This is a genomic window from Pantoea sp. CFCC18177 (assembly GCF_059412425.1).
Window position 1 is genome coordinate 1 of the sequence record NZ_JBNBPL010000022.1, and the last position, 18,515, is coordinate 18,515.

The 18,515-nt window shown below is 53.9% G+C and carries 13 protein-coding genes; 8 read left to right on the forward strand and 5 right to left on the reverse strand.

Annotation, left to right across the window (positions count from 1 at the left end):
- Positions 1-122 precede the first annotated feature (122 nt).
- Positions 123-536, forward strand: coding sequence for an NUDIX domain-containing protein (locus tag ACPUC8_RS19365; protein WP_494927087.1), 414 nt, complete (start codon positions 123-125; stop codon positions 534-536).
- A 207-nt stretch (positions 537-743) separates the two neighbouring features.
- Here the strand turns inward: ACPUC8_RS19365 and ACPUC8_RS19370 are convergent, their stop codons facing one another.
- Both ACPUC8_RS19370 and ACPUC8_RS19375 read right to left on the reverse strand, forming a co-directional pair.
- Positions 744-3,137, reverse strand: a complete 2,394-nt coding sequence (locus ACPUC8_RS19370; protein ID WP_494927088.1) for a glycoside hydrolase family 31 protein — start codon at positions 3,135-3,137, stop codon at positions 744-746.
- A 15-nt stretch (positions 3,138-3,152) separates the two neighbouring features.
- Complete coding sequence (locus ACPUC8_RS19375; protein ID WP_494927089.1) at positions 3,153-4,454, reverse strand: MFS transporter; 1,302 nt, start codon at positions 4,452-4,454, stop codon at positions 3,153-3,155.
- 376 nt (positions 4,455-4,830) lie between these two features.
- Between ACPUC8_RS19375 and uxuA the strand changes: the two genes are divergently transcribed.
- The 4 genes from uxuA (at position 4,831) to uxuR (ending at position 9,878) form a co-directional block, all read left to right on the forward strand.
- Positions 4,831-6,009 carry a mannonate dehydratase gene (gene uxuA, locus ACPUC8_RS19380; RefSeq protein ID WP_494927090.1) on the forward strand — a complete coding sequence of 393 codons (1,179 nt, stop codon included), beginning with the start codon at positions 4,831-4,833 and terminating at the stop codon, positions 6,007-6,009.
- 104 nt (positions 6,010-6,113) lie between these two features.
- Positions 6,114-7,595 carry a fructuronate reductase gene (locus tag ACPUC8_RS19385; protein ID WP_494927091.1) on the forward strand — a complete coding sequence of 494 codons (1,482 nt, stop codon included), beginning with the start codon at positions 6,114-6,116 and terminating at the stop codon, positions 7,593-7,595.
- The gene (gene uxaC / locus ACPUC8_RS19390) at positions 7,592-9,010 is read left to right on the forward strand and encodes a glucuronate isomerase (RefSeq protein ID WP_039329090.1); all 1,419 of its coding nucleotides are present in this window, start codon (positions 7,592-7,594) and stop codon (positions 9,008-9,010) included. Before ACPUC8_RS19385 ends, uxaC begins: the two co-directional genes overlap by 4 nt.
- A gap of 85 nt (positions 9,011-9,095) precedes the next feature.
- Complete coding sequence (uxuR, locus tag ACPUC8_RS19395; RefSeq protein ID WP_058969971.1) at positions 9,096-9,878, forward strand: Uxu operon transcriptional regulator; 783 nt, start codon at positions 9,096-9,098, stop codon at positions 9,876-9,878.
- Here the strand turns inward: uxuR and ACPUC8_RS19400 are convergent, their stop codons facing one another.
- The 3 genes from ACPUC8_RS19400 to ACPUC8_RS19410 form a co-directional block, all read right to left on the reverse strand.
- The gene (locus ACPUC8_RS19400; protein ID WP_494927092.1) at positions 9,879-11,066 is read right to left on the reverse strand and encodes an aminotransferase-like domain-containing protein; all 1,188 of its coding nucleotides are present in this window, start codon (positions 11,064-11,066) and stop codon (positions 9,879-9,881) included.
- 207 nt (positions 11,067-11,273) lie between these two features.
- Complete coding sequence (locus ACPUC8_RS19405; RefSeq protein WP_039329095.1) at positions 11,274-12,377, reverse strand: NADH:flavin oxidoreductase/NADH oxidase; 1,104 nt, start codon at positions 12,375-12,377, stop codon at positions 11,274-11,276.
- Between the two features lie 760 nt (positions 12,378-13,137).
- Positions 13,138-14,253 (reverse strand): ABC transporter substrate-binding protein, encoded by a 1,116-nt coding sequence (locus tag ACPUC8_RS19410; protein ID WP_494927093.1) that lies wholly within the window; start codon positions 14,251-14,253, stop codon positions 13,138-13,140.
- A 324-nt stretch (positions 14,254-14,577) separates the two neighbouring features.
- On the opposite strand from ACPUC8_RS19410, the gene ACPUC8_RS19415 reads away from it, so the two are divergent.
- The 3 genes from ACPUC8_RS19415 (at position 14,578) to ACPUC8_RS19425 (ending at position 18,446) form a co-directional block, all read left to right on the forward strand.
- On the forward strand, positions 14,578-15,732 hold the full coding sequence (locus tag ACPUC8_RS19415; RefSeq protein ID WP_039329098.1) for a mandelate racemase family protein: 1,155 nt from the start codon (positions 14,578-14,580) through the stop codon (positions 15,730-15,732).
- A 129-nt stretch (positions 15,733-15,861) separates the two neighbouring features.
- Positions 15,862-17,424 (forward strand): ABC transporter substrate-binding protein, encoded by a 1,563-nt coding sequence (locus tag ACPUC8_RS19420; RefSeq protein WP_494927128.1) that lies wholly within the window; start codon positions 15,862-15,864, stop codon positions 17,422-17,424.
- Positions 17,421-18,446, forward strand: a complete 1,026-nt coding sequence (locus tag ACPUC8_RS19425) for an ABC transporter permease (RefSeq protein ID WP_039329100.1) — start codon at positions 17,421-17,423, stop codon at positions 18,444-18,446. Before ACPUC8_RS19420 ends, ACPUC8_RS19425 begins: the two co-directional genes overlap by 4 nt.
- The last annotated feature ends 69 nt before the right edge of the window (positions 18,447-18,515 follow it).

Sequence of the window (18,515 nt, forward strand, 5' to 3'; positions counted from 1 at the left end):
ATTTACCGACTGAGTTACTCGCTCGGCACGTCAGGCAACAAACCGATTGACGTTCACAATGTGGAATGACGGAATTTTCTGGGGTTCCGGCGTAGAACCCCGTAATCGAAAAAGACGATTTTGTGGTGGTCCTCCCTGTGGAGCAGGACAGCATTTTTGTTGTGGAACAGTATCGCTATCCCGTGAGTGAACGCACGCTGGAACTGCCACAAGGCAGTTGGGAACTGGACCCTGGCGCCTCACCTGAAGCACTGGCGGCGGGAGAGTTACAAGAAGAAACCGGCCTGGTTGCCGACCGCTGGCAATATGTCGGGTATCAGAAATTAGCCCAGGGGTACTCTTCGCAGGGATATCACATCTATCTCGCCAGCGAGTTGCATTATCAGGGACAGAATCTGGATGCGGAAGAAGTTGGACTGACGGCGCGTAAAGTGAAAATCAGTGAGTTTTTACAGTGGGTGCTGGAAGGGAAAGTAACGGATGCCACCTCAGTGACCGCGTTTTTACTGGCGCGGGCAAAAGGGTTGATTGCGTAATCATCCCTCTGTCAGAAGGCATATCGACGGCCGCCTCACACTAATGATGCAAAGGTACGCTTTTGGTCGCCATAAATGGCCCCCCTACAACAATCTAGCGCGATTTTCGTAGGGTGCACTTCTGGTCGCCATAAATGACGACCCTACGAGCATATCAGCGGGTTTCGTAGGGTGCGCATTGATGCGCACCTCAACATTGACAGCAGCTTATGCGTGTTTGATGTCCGCCAGCACGGCCTGTGCACCTGCCGCATCCACCGCGACGCCATCAATATACAACTGACGCGACTCTCCTGCTGGCAAGGCAATCTGCAGCGTTTTCCACGCAGGCTGATAGTCGCCTTTGCGCTGGAAACTCACGTGAATCGCCTCGGCATCGCTGCGCATTTCCCAGTTGAGCCACAGCGCATTGCCCTGCTGATAACCCCAGGATTCGCCGTCATCCTCAAACACCAGTCCATCCGACACACCTTTGCCTTGTAGTGGATACAGTTGCAAGGTGCGGCGATCATCGGCTTGTGCATCCACATGTCGCAGACGCTGGCTCAGCGGCAATGCGGCACCTGCACGCACCAACATCGGCTGCGTTTCCAGTGGTGCTGGCAGCGTAATCCACTGACCACCGCTGTACCACTGCTGCGTGGCGAAATCGTACCAACCGGTTTGGTTGTCGGGCAGCCACAAACTGCGTTCGCGCTGGCCTGCTTCAACCACGCTGGCCACTAAAATGTCGCGCCCCAGCATAAACTCATCACACTCGGCAAACGTCTGCGCATCCTGCTCATGATCGAGGAAGGTCGGACGCAGCATCGGTTCGTCATCTGCGTGCGCTTGCCACAGCAGGGTGTAGAGATATGGCAACAGGCGATAACGCAGTTCGATAGCCGCACGGATCGCTGGGGTCACTGAAGGATACATCCACGGCTCATTCACTGTGTGATCGTCATTCCATGAGTGGATGGTGAAACGCGGATGCATCACGCCGTTCTGCACCCAACGCACAAACAATTCGGCATCGGGTTTATCACCGGAGAAGCCACCGACATCGTGACCGACATTGTAGAGGCCAGACAAGCTCATCCCCAAGCCCATGCGGATGTTATAACGCAGCGAGGTCCAGTTGGTGCGGTTATCACCACTCCAGGTTTGCACATAGCGCTGCATGCCGGCACAGCCTGAACGAGAAATCAGGAACGGACGTTTCTCCGGCGCAAAGCGCTGTTGCGCTTCCATCGAGGCACGCATCATCAGCAACGGCATCACCGGGCGAATGTGCTTGATGGCGATTGGCTGACCAAACCCGTGGCAGCGGGCTTCACCGTCCCACACTTCATATTCGTTGTTGTCATTCCAGGTCGAATCGATGCCCTTCTCCAACAACTGTTTGGTGACATTCTCCTGCCACCAGGCCACCGCTTGCGGATGGGTAAAATCAAGGTGCGAACCTTCGTCATCCCAGAACACCGAGCGCTCTGGCGCATCCTCTTCCGAATCGCGGATAAACAGTCCCTGCGCCGCCACTTCTTCATAGCGCGGGTGATCCTGCAACAGGCAAGGCTTGATATTGGCGGCGAGGCGCAGACCGGCGTCATGGAACGCCTGACTCATCACTTCTGGCTGCGGCACTTTGTCGTAGTTCCAGTTGAACACATAGCGCTTATTGTTGATTGAGGTATAACCCGATGACAGCTGGAAGGAGTCGCAAGGAATATCATGCTGTTCGCACAGGCGAATGAAGTTCATCAACTGATTCTGTGCGTCAGGGGCATCGGTGTAGTGCATGGTGGAGCCGCTGTAACCCAGGCTCCATTTCGGGCCAAACAGGGTTTTACCGGTCAGGCGTACAAAGGCTTTAGTGACATCCAATACTTTGCTGCCAACGAACAGGTAGTAGTCGATATCACCGCTTTCAGCCTGCCAACGGCGATACGGCTGATGGTAGTTATCCAACTCGTTACCGAGATCGAACCAGCTGCTGCTGAGGTTATCGTAATAGAGACCAAAGCTGACGTCACTGCGGCGGGTAATGGTGAACGGCACATGCTTGTAGAGCGGATCGGTTGAGGAGGCGTTATAGCCCATCGCATCCAGGTTGCGCATCTCGTAGCGCTTACCGTTACGTTGCAAATCACCCGCTTTTTCACCCAGTCCGTAGTAGGCGTCATCATTCATGCGGCGCTGATAGTGCGCCACACCATCGCCATGGGCGTTGATCAGGTAGGCGCTGGTTGGACGGTCGCAGGTCAGCAGTTGCCACGCACCGGCGCTGTCACGGTACTGCCATTCTAACGCCAGCGGCTGATGGACGATGACACGCAGCACATCCGTGGAGACCACCAGTGTGTCACCTTCTTCTTCCAGCGTGAACCCTGGCAGAGTAAAGCCCGCCAGACTGTCACGTGAACGCCCTTCCCACGGCACATCGCTCTCCGGCGCAATGCTCCAGGTACGGTCCAGCGCATAGCCGCTCTGACGTTGAATGGCTACGCGGAACATGCCGGATTCCAGCACATAAAGGTTCAGCGTGTGTTTGCCATCCACGGTTAACGCAACATGGTGTTGATCAGAATGTGAGAGTGACCAATTCTTTAACGTTTTCATTGTTACCTACTTTATTCAGGCGCGTTGAGCGCGACGTTCATCAATAAAAGCAATCAGGAAGACCGCACCAATCAGGTCAAAGAAGCCCATAGCGACAAATAAGGGGTTGAAACCAATTTTGTCGGCAGTGACGCCAATGATCAGCGAGAACAGGAAACTGGAGATCCACGCGAAAGAGCCGCGCATACCGTTGACTGTCGCCATCTGGCCTTTATCAAATTTCTCCACCACCAGCGCACTTAACATGCAGGAAATGATCTGGTGACCAAAGCCGCCAATCGAGATGAGCGCGATGGCCACATGCGGATTCTTGGTCATCGCCACCAGCGCCAGCGACAACATCAGGAAAGCGCCGGTAACCGAACTGGCCACCACCGAGTTCACCTGTTTGAAGCCAAACAGTTTGGTATAAACACGCGTCAGATAACCGCTGGCCACGCTGCCTAAGTCAGCAGCCAGGAACGGTAACCATGCGAACATAGCGATTTGTTTCAGGTCCATGCCGAGTTCTTTCGCCAGATAAAGCGGCACCCAAAAACTCAATACGCCCCACGCGGGTTCGGCCATAAAGGCGGGAATGGCGATGCCATAAAAGCGCTTATTTTTCGACACGCTTTTTAAGGCCTGAAAGAATGGCAGTTTGACGGCCGCCGGTTCGTTATCCTGACGAATAAACTCCAGTTCCGACGAGGTAAGATTTGGATGACGTTCCGGATCGCGATAGAACAGTGCCCACAGCACCACCCACGCCAGTGCCAGACAGCCGGTAAACAGGAATGCGCCCTGCCAGCCAAATGAGGCATGTGCGAAATAAATAATCGGCGGTGCCAGCATGGCTCCAATCGAAAAACCGACACCGGCCCAGCCAGCCGCGACCGGACGCTCTTTTTTCGGGAACCATTCACCCAGCACTTTGGCGTTGGCTGGGGTTGCAGCTGCTTCTGCGCCGCCCATCACAAAACGCAGGATAGCAAGATGCACCCAGCTCCCCGCGCCTGCATGGAACAGGCAAGCTACCGCCCAGATTGAGGCACAAATCATAAAGCCGACTTTCAGACCGATAACGTCGATCAACCAGCCGCAAAGGGGTTGGAAGAAGGTATACGCCAGCTGAAAAGCGCCAACGATCCACGAATATTGTTCGGTCGTAATACCCAGGCTGGTTTTCAGCTCAGGGGCCAAAATGCCTAATGAGTTACGCGTGATGTAGTTGACGGTGACGCCCGCTAAGAACAACACCAATACCCACCAGCGCAAATGACGGAAGGTGCGTTTGCTGCTTGCAGCAGCGATCCCTGGATTCAAACTGCGGTTCATCTGGTTCTCCATTCTTTATTAACATCATGAGCTTACAAGTTCTGCTGTTGATGCACGGGCTACCGATAAACCGGAAATATCGTTGGCTGCCGCCCAGAATTTGTGCTTGTTGTTGAGGAGCGACTTCAGTGAGTCATCTCTAACCATCCGCCAGGAGTGAAACACAGATGTTTGAAGTGGTCGCCACTCAGATGCCGCATTTGTGATCTGGTTAACCAAAATTAGCAGTGAGGTTGACATCAAGCGCTAAAGAGTCGAATTTTAGCCCCTGAGAGCGCAGTTTCTGGTTTTTGACAGTGCGCTAACCGATAAATAGGTCAACCAATATAAGCATTGTCTTGGGATTTATCTTCAGGACCCTAACTGAGGTAACAACATGAAGCAGACCTGGCGCTGGTATGGCCCTAATGACCCCGTTTCTCTCGCCGATGCACGACAAGCTGGCGCAACCGGCATCGTCACGGCTCTGCATCACATCCCAAATGGCGTTGTGTGGTCCGTTAAGGAGATCATGCAGCGCAAAGCTCTCGTGGAAGCAGCAGGACTGGTGTGGTCGGTGGTGGAGAGCGTGCCGATTCATGAAGAAATTAAAACCGGCAGCGGTGAGTATCAGAAGTGGATCAGCAACTATCAGCAGTCACTGCGGAATCTGGCGCAATGCGGCATTAAAACCGTGTGCTACAACTTTATGCCCATCCTCGACTGGACGCGCACCGATCTCGAATATCTGTTACCGGACGGCGCTAAAGCACTGCGTTTCGATCAAATCGAGTTTGCGGTGTTTGAACTGCACATCCTACAGCGCACTGGCGCAGAAAAAGATTATACCGCCACCGAAATTGCTCAAGCGGCCGACCGCTTCGCCACCATGGGTGATGAACATAAAACCCGCCTGACGCGCAATATCATTGCCGGCTTGCCGGGTGCTGAAGAGGGCTACACGCTGGACCAGTTCCGTGCGCAATTGGCTCGCTATGACGGTATTGATAAAACAAAATTACGCGAAAACTTCGCCACCTTCTTACGCGCTATCATTCCTGTGGCAGAAGAAGCGGGCATTCGCATGGCGGTGCACCCGGACGATCCACCGCGTGCCATTCTCGGTCTGCCACGCATTGTTTCCAACGCCGACGATCTGCAGTGGATGATGGATACCGTGCCGAGTCCTGCCAACGGCTTCACCATGTGTACCGGTTCTTATGGCGTGCTGCCAGAAAACGATCTGGCAGGTATGGTGAAACGCTTTGGTCCGCGCATTTATTTCGCCCATTTGCGGTCAACCAAACGTGAAGAGAATCCCAATACCTTCCATGAGGCGGCACATTTGGGCGGCGACGTGGATATGTTCGCGGTAATCAAAGCAATTGCCGAAGAAGAACATCGCCGCAAACTGGCCGGGGAGGAAGATTTGATTCCGATGCGCCCAGACCACGGCCATCAGATGCTGGACGATCTGCACAAAAAAACCAATCCAGGCTATTCCGCGATTGGTCGCCTGAAAGGTTTGGCAGAGATTCGTGGCGTAGAGTTGGCGATTCATCGCGCCTATTTCTAACGGTTGAGCACCCTGGTGGTCACCATAAATAGTGACCCTACAAAAAATGGATGTGGTTTTCGTAGGGTGCGCATTTATGCCCACCAGGTCAAAGCGGAGTTTACATGGAACACAACCTTGCCAGCGGCGATTTGAACGTCGCCCGCCCTGCCTGGAATCATCAACGGCTGGTGCCACGGATAGTGCATATTGGCTGCGGCGCATTTCATCGCGCCCATCAGGCGCTTTATCTGCATCACTTACTCGCCACCAGCGACTGTGACTGGGGGATTTGTGAGGTCAACCTGATGTCAGCGAGCGGCAAACTGCTGGTGGAACAATTACGCCAACAAGATTTGCTCTATAGCGTGACGGAAAAAGGGGCTGAGCAAAACGATGTTCATATTGTTGCGGCAATTAAAGAAGCGCTGCACCCGGCATTGGATGGTCATGCGGCAATTATCGAAGCACTGGCTCGCCCCGAAACGGCTATCGTCTCTTTGACTGTCACCGAAAAAGGTTACTGCACTCAAGGTGCCAATGGCGCACTGGATGCCGACCATCCCCTGATTCAGCACGATGTGGCGCATCCTGACACGCCAAAATCCGCCATTGGCTTTATTGTTGAAGCACTCCGCTTGCGCCACGAACGCGGACTTAAGCCTTTTAGCGTGCTCTCCTGCGACAACCTGCGCGACAACGGTCATGTTGCCCGTGCGGCTGTGGTTGGGCTGGCTCAACTGCGCGATCCATCGCTGGCACAATGGATTGCCGCCAACGTCACTTTCCCCAGCTGCATGGTTGACCGCATTGTTCCCGCGGTGACGGAGGAGACCCAGCAAGAAATTAGCGCACTGCTGGGCGTTAACGATCCTTGCGGCGTGGCCTGTGAGCCGTTCCGCCAATGGGTGATTGAAGACAACTTTGTCAACGGGCGTCCTGACTGGGATCGTGTTGGGGCGCAATTTGTCACTGACGTTGCCCCCTTTGAAATGATGAAGTTGCGTATGCTCAACGGCAGCCATTCGTTTCTTGCCTATCTCGGGTATCTGGGACGCTGCGACACCATTGCCGATACCATGCAGCTACCTGAGTATCGCCAGGCGGCAATCAACCTGATGATGCACGAGCAGGTGCCTACGCTGTCGATGCCAGAAGGCATTGATTTGCAGGCGTATGCGGACCAACTGATCGCGCGTTTTAGTAACCCGGCGTTACGCCACCGCACGCAACAGATCGCCATGGACGGGAGCCAAAAGCTACCACAGCGCTGGCTGGATTCTGTGCGTCATCACCTGCTTCACGGTAGCGATTATCGCCATCTGGCGCTGGGGATTGCCGGATGGATGCGCTATGTGTTGGGTCAGGATGAGCGCGGTGAAGCCTATAATGTGGTTGACCCATTATCCAGCACGCTGCAGCAGGTTAATCAGCACTACCCCGAAGGTGATGCACGCGTCACTGCCCTGATCGCGATAAACAGCCTGTTTGGTGATGACCTACCCGCCAATACTGGCTTTGTCGCCTCCTTACAACAGAGTTACGCGCAGCTGTGCCAACGTGGTGCCCGCGCTGCCGTTGCATCCCCTAATCAGGAGCCAAAATGAAGCGCTTTATGGATGATGATTTTCTGTTGCAGAGCGACATCGCCCGTCGCCTGTACCATGACTACGCAGCAGAGATGCCAATCTACGATTATCACTGCCATCTCAACCCACAAGAGATCGCCGAAGATCGCCAGTTCGCCAACCTCGGCCAGATTTGGCTGGAGGGCGACCACTACAAATGGCGTGCGCTGCGTGCCGCAGGCGTGGATGAGTCATTGATCACCGGTAAAACCACCAGCGATTATGACAAGTATCTTGCCTGGGCACACACCGTACCCAAAACCTTGGGCAACCCGCTTTATCACTGGACGCATCTTGAACTTCGTCGCCCGTTTGGCATCACCGATACGCTGTTCGGGCCGGATACGGCACAGCGCGTGTGGGACGAATGTGCAGAGAAACTGGCAACACCGACGTTTTCTGCACGTGGCATTATGCAGCAGATGAAAGTGCGCATGGTGGGAACCACGGACGATCCGGTGGATTCCTTGCAGTACCACCGTCAGATTGCTGAAGACAGCAGCTTTGATATTGATGTGGCACCCAGTTGGCGCCCGGACAAAGTGTTCAAGATTGAGCTGGCGGGTTTTGTCGAGTATCTGGGCCGCCTGGAAGCCGCCGCGGATGTGGCAATCACCAGTTTTGATACGCTGCGTCAGGCGCTATTGCGTCGTCTCGATCACTTCTCGGCACACGGCTGTCGCGCATCAGACCATGGCATAGAGATTCTGCGCTTTGCACCGGTTCCCGACGATAGCGTCCTGGACCAGATTCTGGCGAAACGTCGCAATGGCGATGCGCTAAGCGAGCTGGAAATTGCACAGTTCAGCAGTGCAGTGTTGGTGTGGCTGGGCGCCGAATATGCACGACGCGATTGGGTGATGCAGTTGCATATCGGGGCGATTCGCAATAACAGCACCCGTCTGTTCCGCTTACTGGGCGCTGACAGCGGTTTCGATTCCATCGGCGATAACAATATCGCCCTGCCGCTGTCACGCCTGCTTGATGCGATGGATCTCAACGACCAACTGCCTAAAACGATTCTGTACTGCCTCAATCCACGTGATAACGAAGTGCTGGCCACCATGGCCGGTAATTTCCAGGGCACAGGCATTGCCGGGAAAGTGCAGTTTGGTTCCGGTTGGTGGTTCAACGACCAGCGCGATGGCATGTTGCGCCAGTTAGAGCAGCTGTCACAGATTGGTTTGCTTAGCCAGTTTGTCGGTATGCTGACCGATTCACGCAGCTTCCTGTCGTATACACGCCATGAATACTTCCGCCGCATTCTGTGTAATTTACTTGGGCAGTGGGTGCAGGATGGCATTGTGCCACACGATGAAACCGTGCTCGGCAGCATGTTGCAGGACATTTGTTTCAACAATGCGCAGCGCTACTTCACCCTCAATCCAAGGTGAAAATCACGCCCTGTGCTATAGTGCAGGGCGCGAAGAATGGCCGCCGCTGTCGTGGTAAATTCCTTAATCAGCAGAAAAGAGCTCTATGAAAACACAAGCTTCAGCACAGCGCCCTTATCAGGAAGTCGGGGAAATGCTGCGTAACATGATTACGCAAAAGCAGTATGTCGTGGGTGAACGACTGCCCCCGGAACGTGAACTGGCTGCGCTGCTGGATGTCACTCGCACGCTGGTGCGTGAAGCCCTGATCATGTTGGAGCTGGAAGGTTTAATTGAGGTACGTCGTGGTGCAGGCATTTATGTGGTAAACGACAGCCCGGCACCCCGCCCCGGTGTGCAAACTACCTGCAATGATGCAGGTCCGTTTGAAATGCTGCAGGCGCGTCAGTTGCTGGAGAGTAATATTGCCGAGTTCGCCGCCTTGCAGGCCACGCGTGAAGACATTATTAAAATGCGTCAGGCGCTGGAGCTGGAAGAGAAAGAGCTGGCATCGGGCGCGGTGAATGAGAGCGAGAACGGCGACCGCAACTTCCATTTAGCCATTGCCGAGGCGACTCACAACAGTATGTTGGTGGAGCTGTTTAAACAATCCTGGCAGTGGCGTGAAGACAATGTGATGTGGAGCCAGCTGCATCGGCATCTGGTGAACACCCACTATCGTAAAGAGTGGCTTGATGATCACAAAAAGATCCTCGCCACGCTAATTAAGAAAGACGCGCGCGCAGCCAAACAGGCGATGTGGCAGCATCTGGAGAATGTGAAACAGCGACTGCTGGAGTTTTCCGATGTAGATGACATCTATTTTGATGGCTACCTGTTTGAATCCTGGCCGCTGGACAGCACCAACGGCCAGGATCGCGTCAGATAATTACTGCGGTAATGATGCTTTCAGACGTTGCGCCGCCAGGGCCAGGTTGGTTTCTGAGACTGAAGCATAAGAGATGCGCAGCGTTGAAGTGTCCGGATTGTCACAATAGAAAAACTCACCCGGCACGTACACCACGCCATTGCTTAACGTCGTTTTAAGCCATTCGGTGGTGTTGAACGCTTCTTTGAAAGTTGCCCACAGGAACATCCCCCCCAGCGGACGATAGAAGTGCAGGCGATCGCCTAACTCCGTTTCCAGCGCCACACAGAGTGCATCACATTTCTGCTTGTAGGCTGCGCGGATCAATTTAATCTGCTCGGGCAGACGACCGGTATCCAGATAGTGACGCGTCAGGGATTGCGACAACGCGCTGGTGTGCAAATCCGTCGCCTGCTTCAGATTCACCACCGAAGATTTCAACCAACCCGGCATGGTGATCCAGCCCACACGTGCGCCCGGCGCAAGAATTTTCGAGAAGGTCGAAGTATAAATCACCTGATCGCTGGCCCCCATCGCTTGCGCATGAGATTTAAGCGGGCGGAAAGTCTGGCTGGTGAAATTGATTTCGCTATAAGGGTCGTCTTCAAAAATCAGGAAGTCATACTGTTTGGCCAGCGCGACCAGCTGCTGACGACGTGGATCAGATAAGGTCACACCGCTTGGATTGCCAAAGGTCGGTACGATATACACCGCTTTGATGGCGGTCTGTTTTACCAACTCTTCCAGCTCATCCACAATCATGCCTTCGCCATCAGTTCCTACTGACTTGAACTGTGCTTCGGCCAACTGGAACACCTGCAGGGCGGCGAGGTAAGTAGGACGCTCAACCACCACCACATCACCCGGATTGATCAATGCACGGGCGATAATGTCCAGTGACTGCTGTGAACCCGAAGTGATGACCACGTCATCCGGCGTGCAATCAATGCCACGGTCAGCGGAAATGCGGCAGATGGCTTCGCGTAACAGCGGATCCCCTTCACTCAAGCCATATTGAAAGGCGTTGTGCCCATCCTGCGTTAATGCACGATCCATGGCGATCCGCAGACCTTCAGTGTCAAACAGAACGGGGTTCGGGATTCCACCACCCAGTGAAATCACCCCTTCCATTTTGCTGTGTTTTAATAAATCACGGATTGCAGATGACTGGATGCGCTGAACGCTATTGGATAATTTTTGCGACGACATAAAACCTTACCTGATTATTTTTTTCTAAGGCTAAATTCATAACATAAGTTAGCTAAGCTGATAATCACATTTTCACCCTCTGGCAAAGAGAATGTCGTGAAAGGGAGAATTCAAAGGAATCGGCAATCCTGGAGGGGGAACAATTCAGCCTAAACGGGTAAAAAACAGGCAGCGGGCAGAAAAATAGTTTCTGCCCGAAAGGTATTATCACCGTGAGGTATGTTTCAGGGTTCCTTTGACGCCATGCGGCTCTGAGCGCAAATATTGCGCCGGTGATTCAACCTGCGCATTGAGTGCCGCTGCCGCTTGCCACGGCCAGTGCGGGTTATAGAGCACAGCGCGACCCAGTGCAACCAAATCGGCATCCCCTTCTTGCACGACGGCTTCTGCCTGATGTGCTTCGGTGATCAAACCCACGCCCATCACGGGGATTTTCACCTGCTGGCGAATGGCACGTGCGAAAGGCAACTGATAACCCGCCCCCACCGCGATCGCCTGCAAGGGTGATAAACCGCCACTTGAAACATGCAGGTAATCACAGCCAAGCGCTTCCAGCTGCTGGCTAAACACGATGGACTGTTCAACATCCCAACCGCCGTCGACCCAATCTGTAGCAGAGAGACGCACGCCAACCGGAATGCTGGCTGGTACCGCCGCGCGTACCGCCGTAAAGACTTCCAGTGGGAAACGCAGACGGTTTTCCAGTGAACCGCCGTACTGATCCTGACGCTGATTACTCAAGGGCGACAGGAACTGATGCAGCAAATATCCGTGTGCCGCATGCAGTTCAATCAGCTCTATTCCCAGACGCACAGCACGCTGCGCACTGTCGACAAACGCCTGCTTAATCCGTTCCAGGCCTGTCAGATCCAGTGCTGCGGGCGCGTCATCGTTTTCTGCAAATCCCAGTGCGGAAGGCGCGACCGTTTGCCAGCCGCCCTGGCTTTCCGGCACTTGATGGCCACCCTGCCATGGCGCGTTGCACGAGGCTTTACGGCCTGCATGCCCCAGCTGAATGCCGAGGCGAATCGGTGACCATGCACGAATATCAGTCAGGACGCTCTGCAACGCCGCTTCCGTCTTATCGTCCCACAGGCCCAAATCACCGGCAGAAATACGGCCAATCGCTTCCACCGCGGTGGCTTCCAGGATTAACAGCCCCGCCCCCGACAGCGCGAGCGACCCTAAGTGAATGCGGTGCCAGCTAGTGGCTTGCCCCGCTTCGGCAGAATATTGGCACATCGGAGCGATAACAAGGCGGTTTTCCAGTTTCAATCCGCCGATGTGGGTCGCGCTAAAGAGTTGGCTCATTTTTATCCCTTAAACTCGGTTATCGATGATTTTTTTTGTCAGTTATGTGTTTAGCAGCGGGCAGTGATGAGGTGCAAACGCTGCGATTAAAAACACATTCAGGCCCTGACCTTAGATAGTCATCATAACCAACTCAAAAATGGCCGTTTAAAACAAAGTGCTATGGAGGGGATTGAGTCAATCAGTAAGTCAGGTCGAGCCCAGCACAACGTTAAGACGGGATTAAATGCCCACGAAAAAAGGCGGAGGGGTAAGCTCCGCCTTGTTTCAAGTTCCGGTCAGTGCACCTGACCGGTCAGTTGCAAAAGGGCAACGATGATTTGCAGGACGACCCGGACCAGATCCAGGAGCAACCGAACAAGTTCCATCACTTTCCTTCTCCTCTGACAGGAGCGCGCCTTTCAGCCATCGAGGCTTTGACTCCACCCGCCGATGGCCTGAGCACAGCTGTGAGGAGTGCTGAGCGCCACTCATTGTGGAAGCCACAGGCCAGCACCACCTGAAACCTGCCGGGATTTGACTATCCGCGCCCCTGGGAGTCATCAGAAAACAATGAGACTGCGCCCGTCACTCAACACCTGTATAACCATACAGTATTTTAGCTAAACTTGAAATATTACCCCGCACATTTTATGATTTGCCTTGTGAGGAGTGCTGAGCACCCCGTTCGCAGCGCGGTTACCAGCCGGTTAGCGAACATAAAAAAAGGATTTGGCCATCTAGCCAAATCCTTTTTTGTTTTCCGATGTCAGTCGAAACGTTACGACTTATCCGCTGGCAACGTCACCCAGTAGCCTGGCTGATAAGGCAGTGGCAGAAACTTCTCATGAAACGCACGGAAAGTGGCATCAGGATCGAGATCTTTAAACAGATCCGGATGCAGCCACTTCGCTAGCGCCTGAATCGCGACAAACTGATATGGGCTGTCATAGAACTGGTGCCAGATGGCGTGCGCATGACCGTTATGTGCCACCGGCAGCGTTTTGAAGGCATCACGCATCATCAGCAATTTCAGACGTGCCGTGGCCTCTTGCGTGTCTGCGCCTGGCCCCACGCCTACCCATTTGCCTACCGTGTTGTAATTTTTCCAGTTAGCGCCGGTCACCACCACCACATCAGGACGACTGGCAATGATTTGCTCAGGGTTCAAGGTGCCAAAGGTGCCAGGAATCAGGTCTTTCGCGATATTGCTCCCGCCGGCTATCTCGACCATCTGCCCAAAGTTTTCATTACCAAACGACATACAGCATTCGTCGGTGTAACCGCCAGCACGGTCAATCATCACTTTTGGACGTGTACCCGAGAAGTTTTTCAGGCGATCGGTGACTTTTGCGATCTCCGCACGACGGAAAGCGATAATGTCTTCAGCGCGCTGTGGATTGTTAACCAGTTCACCCATAATACGGATGCTTTTCTCTGCGTGCTCCATCGGCTTCTCACGGAAGTCGATAAACACCACCGGCACACCGACTGCTTGCAACTTTTCAATCAGCTTGCCTTCGTCGGTTGCAGCTTTGGACTCTAAATTCATCAGCACCAAGTCAGGTTTCAACGTCAGCGCTTGCTCAACGTTAAAAGTGCCGTCTTTAGCGCCGCCAAATGTCGGCAATTTTTTGATTTCAGGATACTTTTTCTCATACGCCATATATCCGTCATAATCAGCTTTTGGGAAGTCATCGCGCCAGCCTACTACGCGCTGGAAAGGCGCAGCGGTATCGAATGCCGCCAGCAGATACATCTCACGCCCTTCGCCCAGAATGATGCGTTTTGACTCCTCTTTGACTTCTACCTGACGGCCTGCAATGTCAGTGATGACTTTTGCCGAAGCGGAACTCGTTACCGCCAGTAACCCCAGTGCTAACAGCCATTTTTTCATTTTGTCTACCCGTACAAATGATAATGATTATTATTAAAATTTCGCGGCGTCACTATTACCTGGCAGACACAAAATGAAAAGCCCCTGAGACACATTTTTTTACATCCATTCACGATTTGCTTCGCTGTGGGATGGCTCACAAAACACTCTCCTTTCGTGAAAATGCTCACAGCACGCCATGCAATTGCCCAATTAATTGACCTCGCTTCCTGCACTTTGGCTAATGCGTAAACAAAATGTGAAGGCTAAATTACGAATTGAAACGCTGTTTTAATTTTTAGTTAACGCTCACATTGAGTATGGAATCGCTCTGGAGGTCTTACCGTGAAGATCAGCGCCATTGATGTCACCCTCTTTACCTATCCAACACACCGTGTGTCCGACAGTGCGGGACACTCCCACCCGGGTGCGGAAACCAACGCCCAAATGGCGTTGCTCACCCTGACAAGCGAAGATGGCGACTGTGGCTACGCTTTTGCCCCCGCTGAAGTGGTTCGTCCGCATGTGGTGAACGCATTCTTTCGCAAAGTACTGATCGGGCAAAACGCCTTTGATCGCGAACGTCTGTGGCAAGATTTAGTGCATTGGCAACGTGGCAGCGCTCATCAACTCACGGAACGTGCGCTTTCCGCGATAGAACAGGCGATGTGGGATTTAATTGGCCGCAAGCTTAAACAACCGGTGCACAAACTACTGGGTGGCTATCGCGAGAAAATAGCGGCTTATGGCAGCACGATGTGCGGTGATGAACTCGCTGGCGGTTTGTCCACGCCCGATGAATACGCGCAGTTTGCGGAAAAGCTGGTGGCGCGTGGCTATCAGGCCATCAAGTTGCACACCTGGATGCCCCCCGTCTCGTTTGCCCCCAGCCCGATGATGGACATTAAAGCCTGTGCCGCAGTGCGTGAAGCCGTGGGGCCCAATGTCGCCCTGATGCTGGACGGCTATCACTGGTACAGCCGCAGCGAGGCGCTGACCATCGGTAAAGCACTAGAAAAACTCAACTTCTCCTGGTTTGAAGAACCCATGGAAGAAGAGAGTATGGCCTCCTACGCCTGGCTGGCAGAAAACCTCAGCATTGACGTTTTAGGTCCAGAGAGCTTGGGGGGCAAACACCACAGTCGTGCTGACTGGGTACGGGCCGGTGCCTGTGACATCCTGCGCGCAGGTGCTAACGGCGTCGGTGGCATCTCTGCGACCCTGAAAGTAGCCAATCTTGCAGAGGCGTTCGGCATGGATTGTGAAGTGCATGGCAATGGCGCAGCCAGTCTCGCGGTGGTCGGAGCGATTCGAAATTGCCGCTGGTATGAGCGCGGTCTGCTGCATCCCTTCCTCGATTATGAACAACCTCCAGCCTATCTCAACAGCCTTATCGACCCGATGGATGATAACGGCTTTGTTCATCTGCCAACACGCCCCGGCTTAGGCGAGGACATCAATTTCAGCTGGATTGAAACGCATACGCTCAACCGTTGGTAAGCGTCGAACACAAGCAGTACGGCAAAAAACAATAAACCTCTGACCTGCTGGACTTTGCTTATGAACATTTCTCGCTGTTGCAGAGCGTGGTGCGCCACGCTGCTGTTGCTCACCTGTAGCCCGTCGCTGATGGCCGCCACGCCAGACGACCAGCTGATTGTGGGCATGAACATGAACAATCTACTTACCCTCGATCCGGCCGCCATGACGGGTAATGAAGTCGTGGGCATTGTGGTCAATCTCTATGATGGATTGGTGGAGTTAGATCCTCGACAACTCACTCAGGTGCGCCCCGCGCTGGCAGAGCGCTGGGAGATCAGTGCCGATAATCGTCAGCTCACTTTTCATCTGCGTGACGGTGTGCGTTTCCACTCTGGCAATGCGCTCACCAGCAAAGATGCCGTTTGGTCAATGCGCCGCGTGCTGCATCTCAATCTGGCACAGGCTTCGGTGTGGAAATCTTACGGCTTCAGCAAAGACAATGTGGATCAGATGATCAGTGCACCTGATGCGCACACTGTAGTGATCCAACTGCCTAAGCCTAACGATCCGCAACTGGTGCTCTACTCCCTTGCTGCTCTTGGTAGCATGGTGGTGCTGGACAGCAAAACCGTGCAGGCTCATGCGCAAAATAATGACTGGGGAAACCGCTGGCTGACCACGCATGAAGCCGGCTCGGGTCCGTTCCGCCTGGATGTGTGGCAGGCTAAAGATGTGCTGCGCATAAGCCGGGAAGAGGACTACTGGCGCGGAACGCCCAGGCTCACGCGCGTGGTATTCCGCCATTTGCAGGAATCACAAACCCTGCGTTTGATGATGCAGAAAGGGGATATTGATATCGCCAGTAATATGGCGATACCCGATGTACAAGCGCTACGCCATGACCCGGACCTCACCATAGATGCAGTGCAAAAAGGCACAATCTATTATCTGGCGATGAGCATGAAGGATAGCCACTTCGCCAATCCGCAAGTGCGGGAAGCGGTGCGCTATCTGGTGGATTATCAAGGCATTAACGCATCCCTGATGGCTGGTTATGGCACCCTGCATCAGCGTCCAATCCAGTCTGGAATGCCAGAAACGCTGCCCGATCCTGGTTATCACCTCGATGTACCGCGCGCCAAAGCATTGCTCGTAGCGGCCGGCTATCCCAACGGCTTTGACACGACGCTGCGTGTACTGGCGGATCAGCCCTTTCTGAATATCGCTATCGCCATTCAATCCACGCTGATGCAGGCAGGCATTCGCGCCAAAATCATCACCGGAACCGGCAATCAGATTTACGGTGCCATGCGAGAACGCCAGTTCAATTTGCTGGTGGGACGCGGCGGAAGTGGTGTTGAGCCGCATCCCCACTCCAGCCTGCGCGCACTGGTGTACAACCCCAATAACGCTGACAGTGCGCGCCTCACAAATTTCCAGGGCTGGCGTACCGGCTTTTACGATGCGCAGCTCAATCAGATGATCGACCAGGCACTACTGGAAAGAGACACGAATAAACAGCAGCAGGATTACTTCGCCATTCAGCGCCGCTATGACCAGTTAATTCCAGCGCTTATGCCGATTTCACAAATGACCGATTCGGTGGTGGTGAATCATCGGGTGCAAAATTATGTGCCGCACCCTTCTGCCACCACCTTCCTGCGCGATGTGTGGAAAACGCCAGCGAACCTGGCAGGAGGTGATCAATGACCTTAACTCCACGCCACTGGCGGCGCTTGCGTAGCCGCGTATTGCAAGTGGCCGTTACCCTGTTCGGTTTACTGCTGCTGACTTTCTTTATTGGCCGCGTCATGCCGCTCGACCCCGTACTGGCAATTGTCGGGCCGGATGCCGATCACGCCACTTATCAGCAGGTTTATCATCAACTGGGCTTCGATAAGCCACTTTGGGTGCAGTTTTGGATCTATCTACAAGGCCTGCTACACGGCAATCTTGGTATGGCACTGTTAACAGGCCAGCCGGTGGTGAACGATATCCTGCGTGTCTTTCCGGCTACCGTCGAACTCGCCACGCTGGCGATAGTGCTCGGCACCGGACTCGGCGTACCGCTGGGCGTGTGGGCCGCTGCACGTCGAAACAGCCTGGTGGATTATCTGGTGCGTATCATCAGCCTGGCAGGTTACTCAACGCCTATTTTTTGGGTGGGGATGATCGGTTTGCTGCTGTTCTATGCACATCTCGGTTGGGTAGGCGGTGCGGGTCGGGTCGATTTCAGCCTTGATGGTATTGTGCCACGACGCACGGGCTTACTGCTGGTGGATGCACTGCTGGCCGGCAATATCGCGGTGTTCAAGAGTGCACTGAATCACCTGATTCTGCCCGCTTCGTTACTGGGCTTCCATTCGCTGGCCTACATCAGCCGTATGACGCGCAGCTTTATGCTGGCGCAACTGTCACAAGAGTTCATTTTAACCGCGCGAGTGAAAGGACTCACCGAGTGGCAAGTGATCTGGCAACACGCCTTCCGCAATATTCTGGTACAGCTTCTCACCGTGGTCGCGCTGGCTTATGGCGCTTTGCTGGAGGGCGCAGTGCTGATTGAAACCGTTTTCTCGTGGCCCGGTTTTGGCTCTTACCTCACCGGCAGTCTGATGCTGGGCGATATGAATGCCGTAATGGGATGCGTGTTGGTGGTCGGCTTGATCTTCGTGTTGCTGAATCTTCTTTCTGACCTGCTCTATCAGGTATTCGATCCGAGGACCAAAGTATGACCGTCTCTCTCGATCTGTTTCATACCCCTGCGACACGTGAACAGTTGGCACGTTGTCGCCGTACCCTTT

Coding starts and splice junctions, on each gene's coding strand:
- ACPUC8_RS19370 (WP_494927088.1), bottom strand. CDS start 3,137: ATGAAAACGTTAAAGAATTGGTCACTCTCACATTCTGATCAACACCAT.
- ACPUC8_RS19375 (WP_494927089.1), bottom strand. CDS start 4,454: ATGAACCGCAGTTTGAATCCAGGGATCGCTGCTGCAAGCAGCAAACGC.
- uxuA (WP_494927090.1), top strand. CDS start 4,831: ATGAAGCAGACCTGGCGCTGGTATGGCCCTAATGACCCCGTTTCTCTC.
- ACPUC8_RS19385 (WP_494927091.1), top strand. CDS start 6,114: ATGGAACACAACCTTGCCAGCGGCGATTTGAACGTCGCCCGCCCTGCC.
- uxaC (WP_039329090.1), top strand. CDS start 7,592: ATGAAGCGCTTTATGGATGATGATTTTCTGTTGCAGAGCGACATCGCC.
- uxuR (WP_058969971.1), top strand. CDS start 9,096: ATGAAAACACAAGCTTCAGCACAGCGCCCTTATCAGGAAGTCGGGGAA.
- ACPUC8_RS19400 (WP_494927092.1), bottom strand. CDS start 11,066: ATGTCGTCGCAAAAATTATCCAATAGCGTTCAGCGCATCCAGTCATCT.
- ACPUC8_RS19405 (WP_039329095.1), bottom strand. CDS start 12,377: ATGAGCCAACTCTTTAGCGCGACCCACATCGGCGGATTGAAACTGGAA.
- ACPUC8_RS19410 (WP_494927093.1), bottom strand. CDS start 14,253: ATGAAAAAATGGCTGTTAGCACTGGGGTTACTGGCGGTAACGAGTTCC.
- ACPUC8_RS19420 (WP_494927128.1), top strand. CDS start 15,862: ATGGCCGCCACGCCAGACGACCAGCTGATTGTGGGCATGAACATGAAC.
- ACPUC8_RS19425 (WP_039329100.1), top strand. CDS start 17,421: ATGACCTTAACTCCACGCCACTGGCGGCGCTTGCGTAGCCGCGTATTG.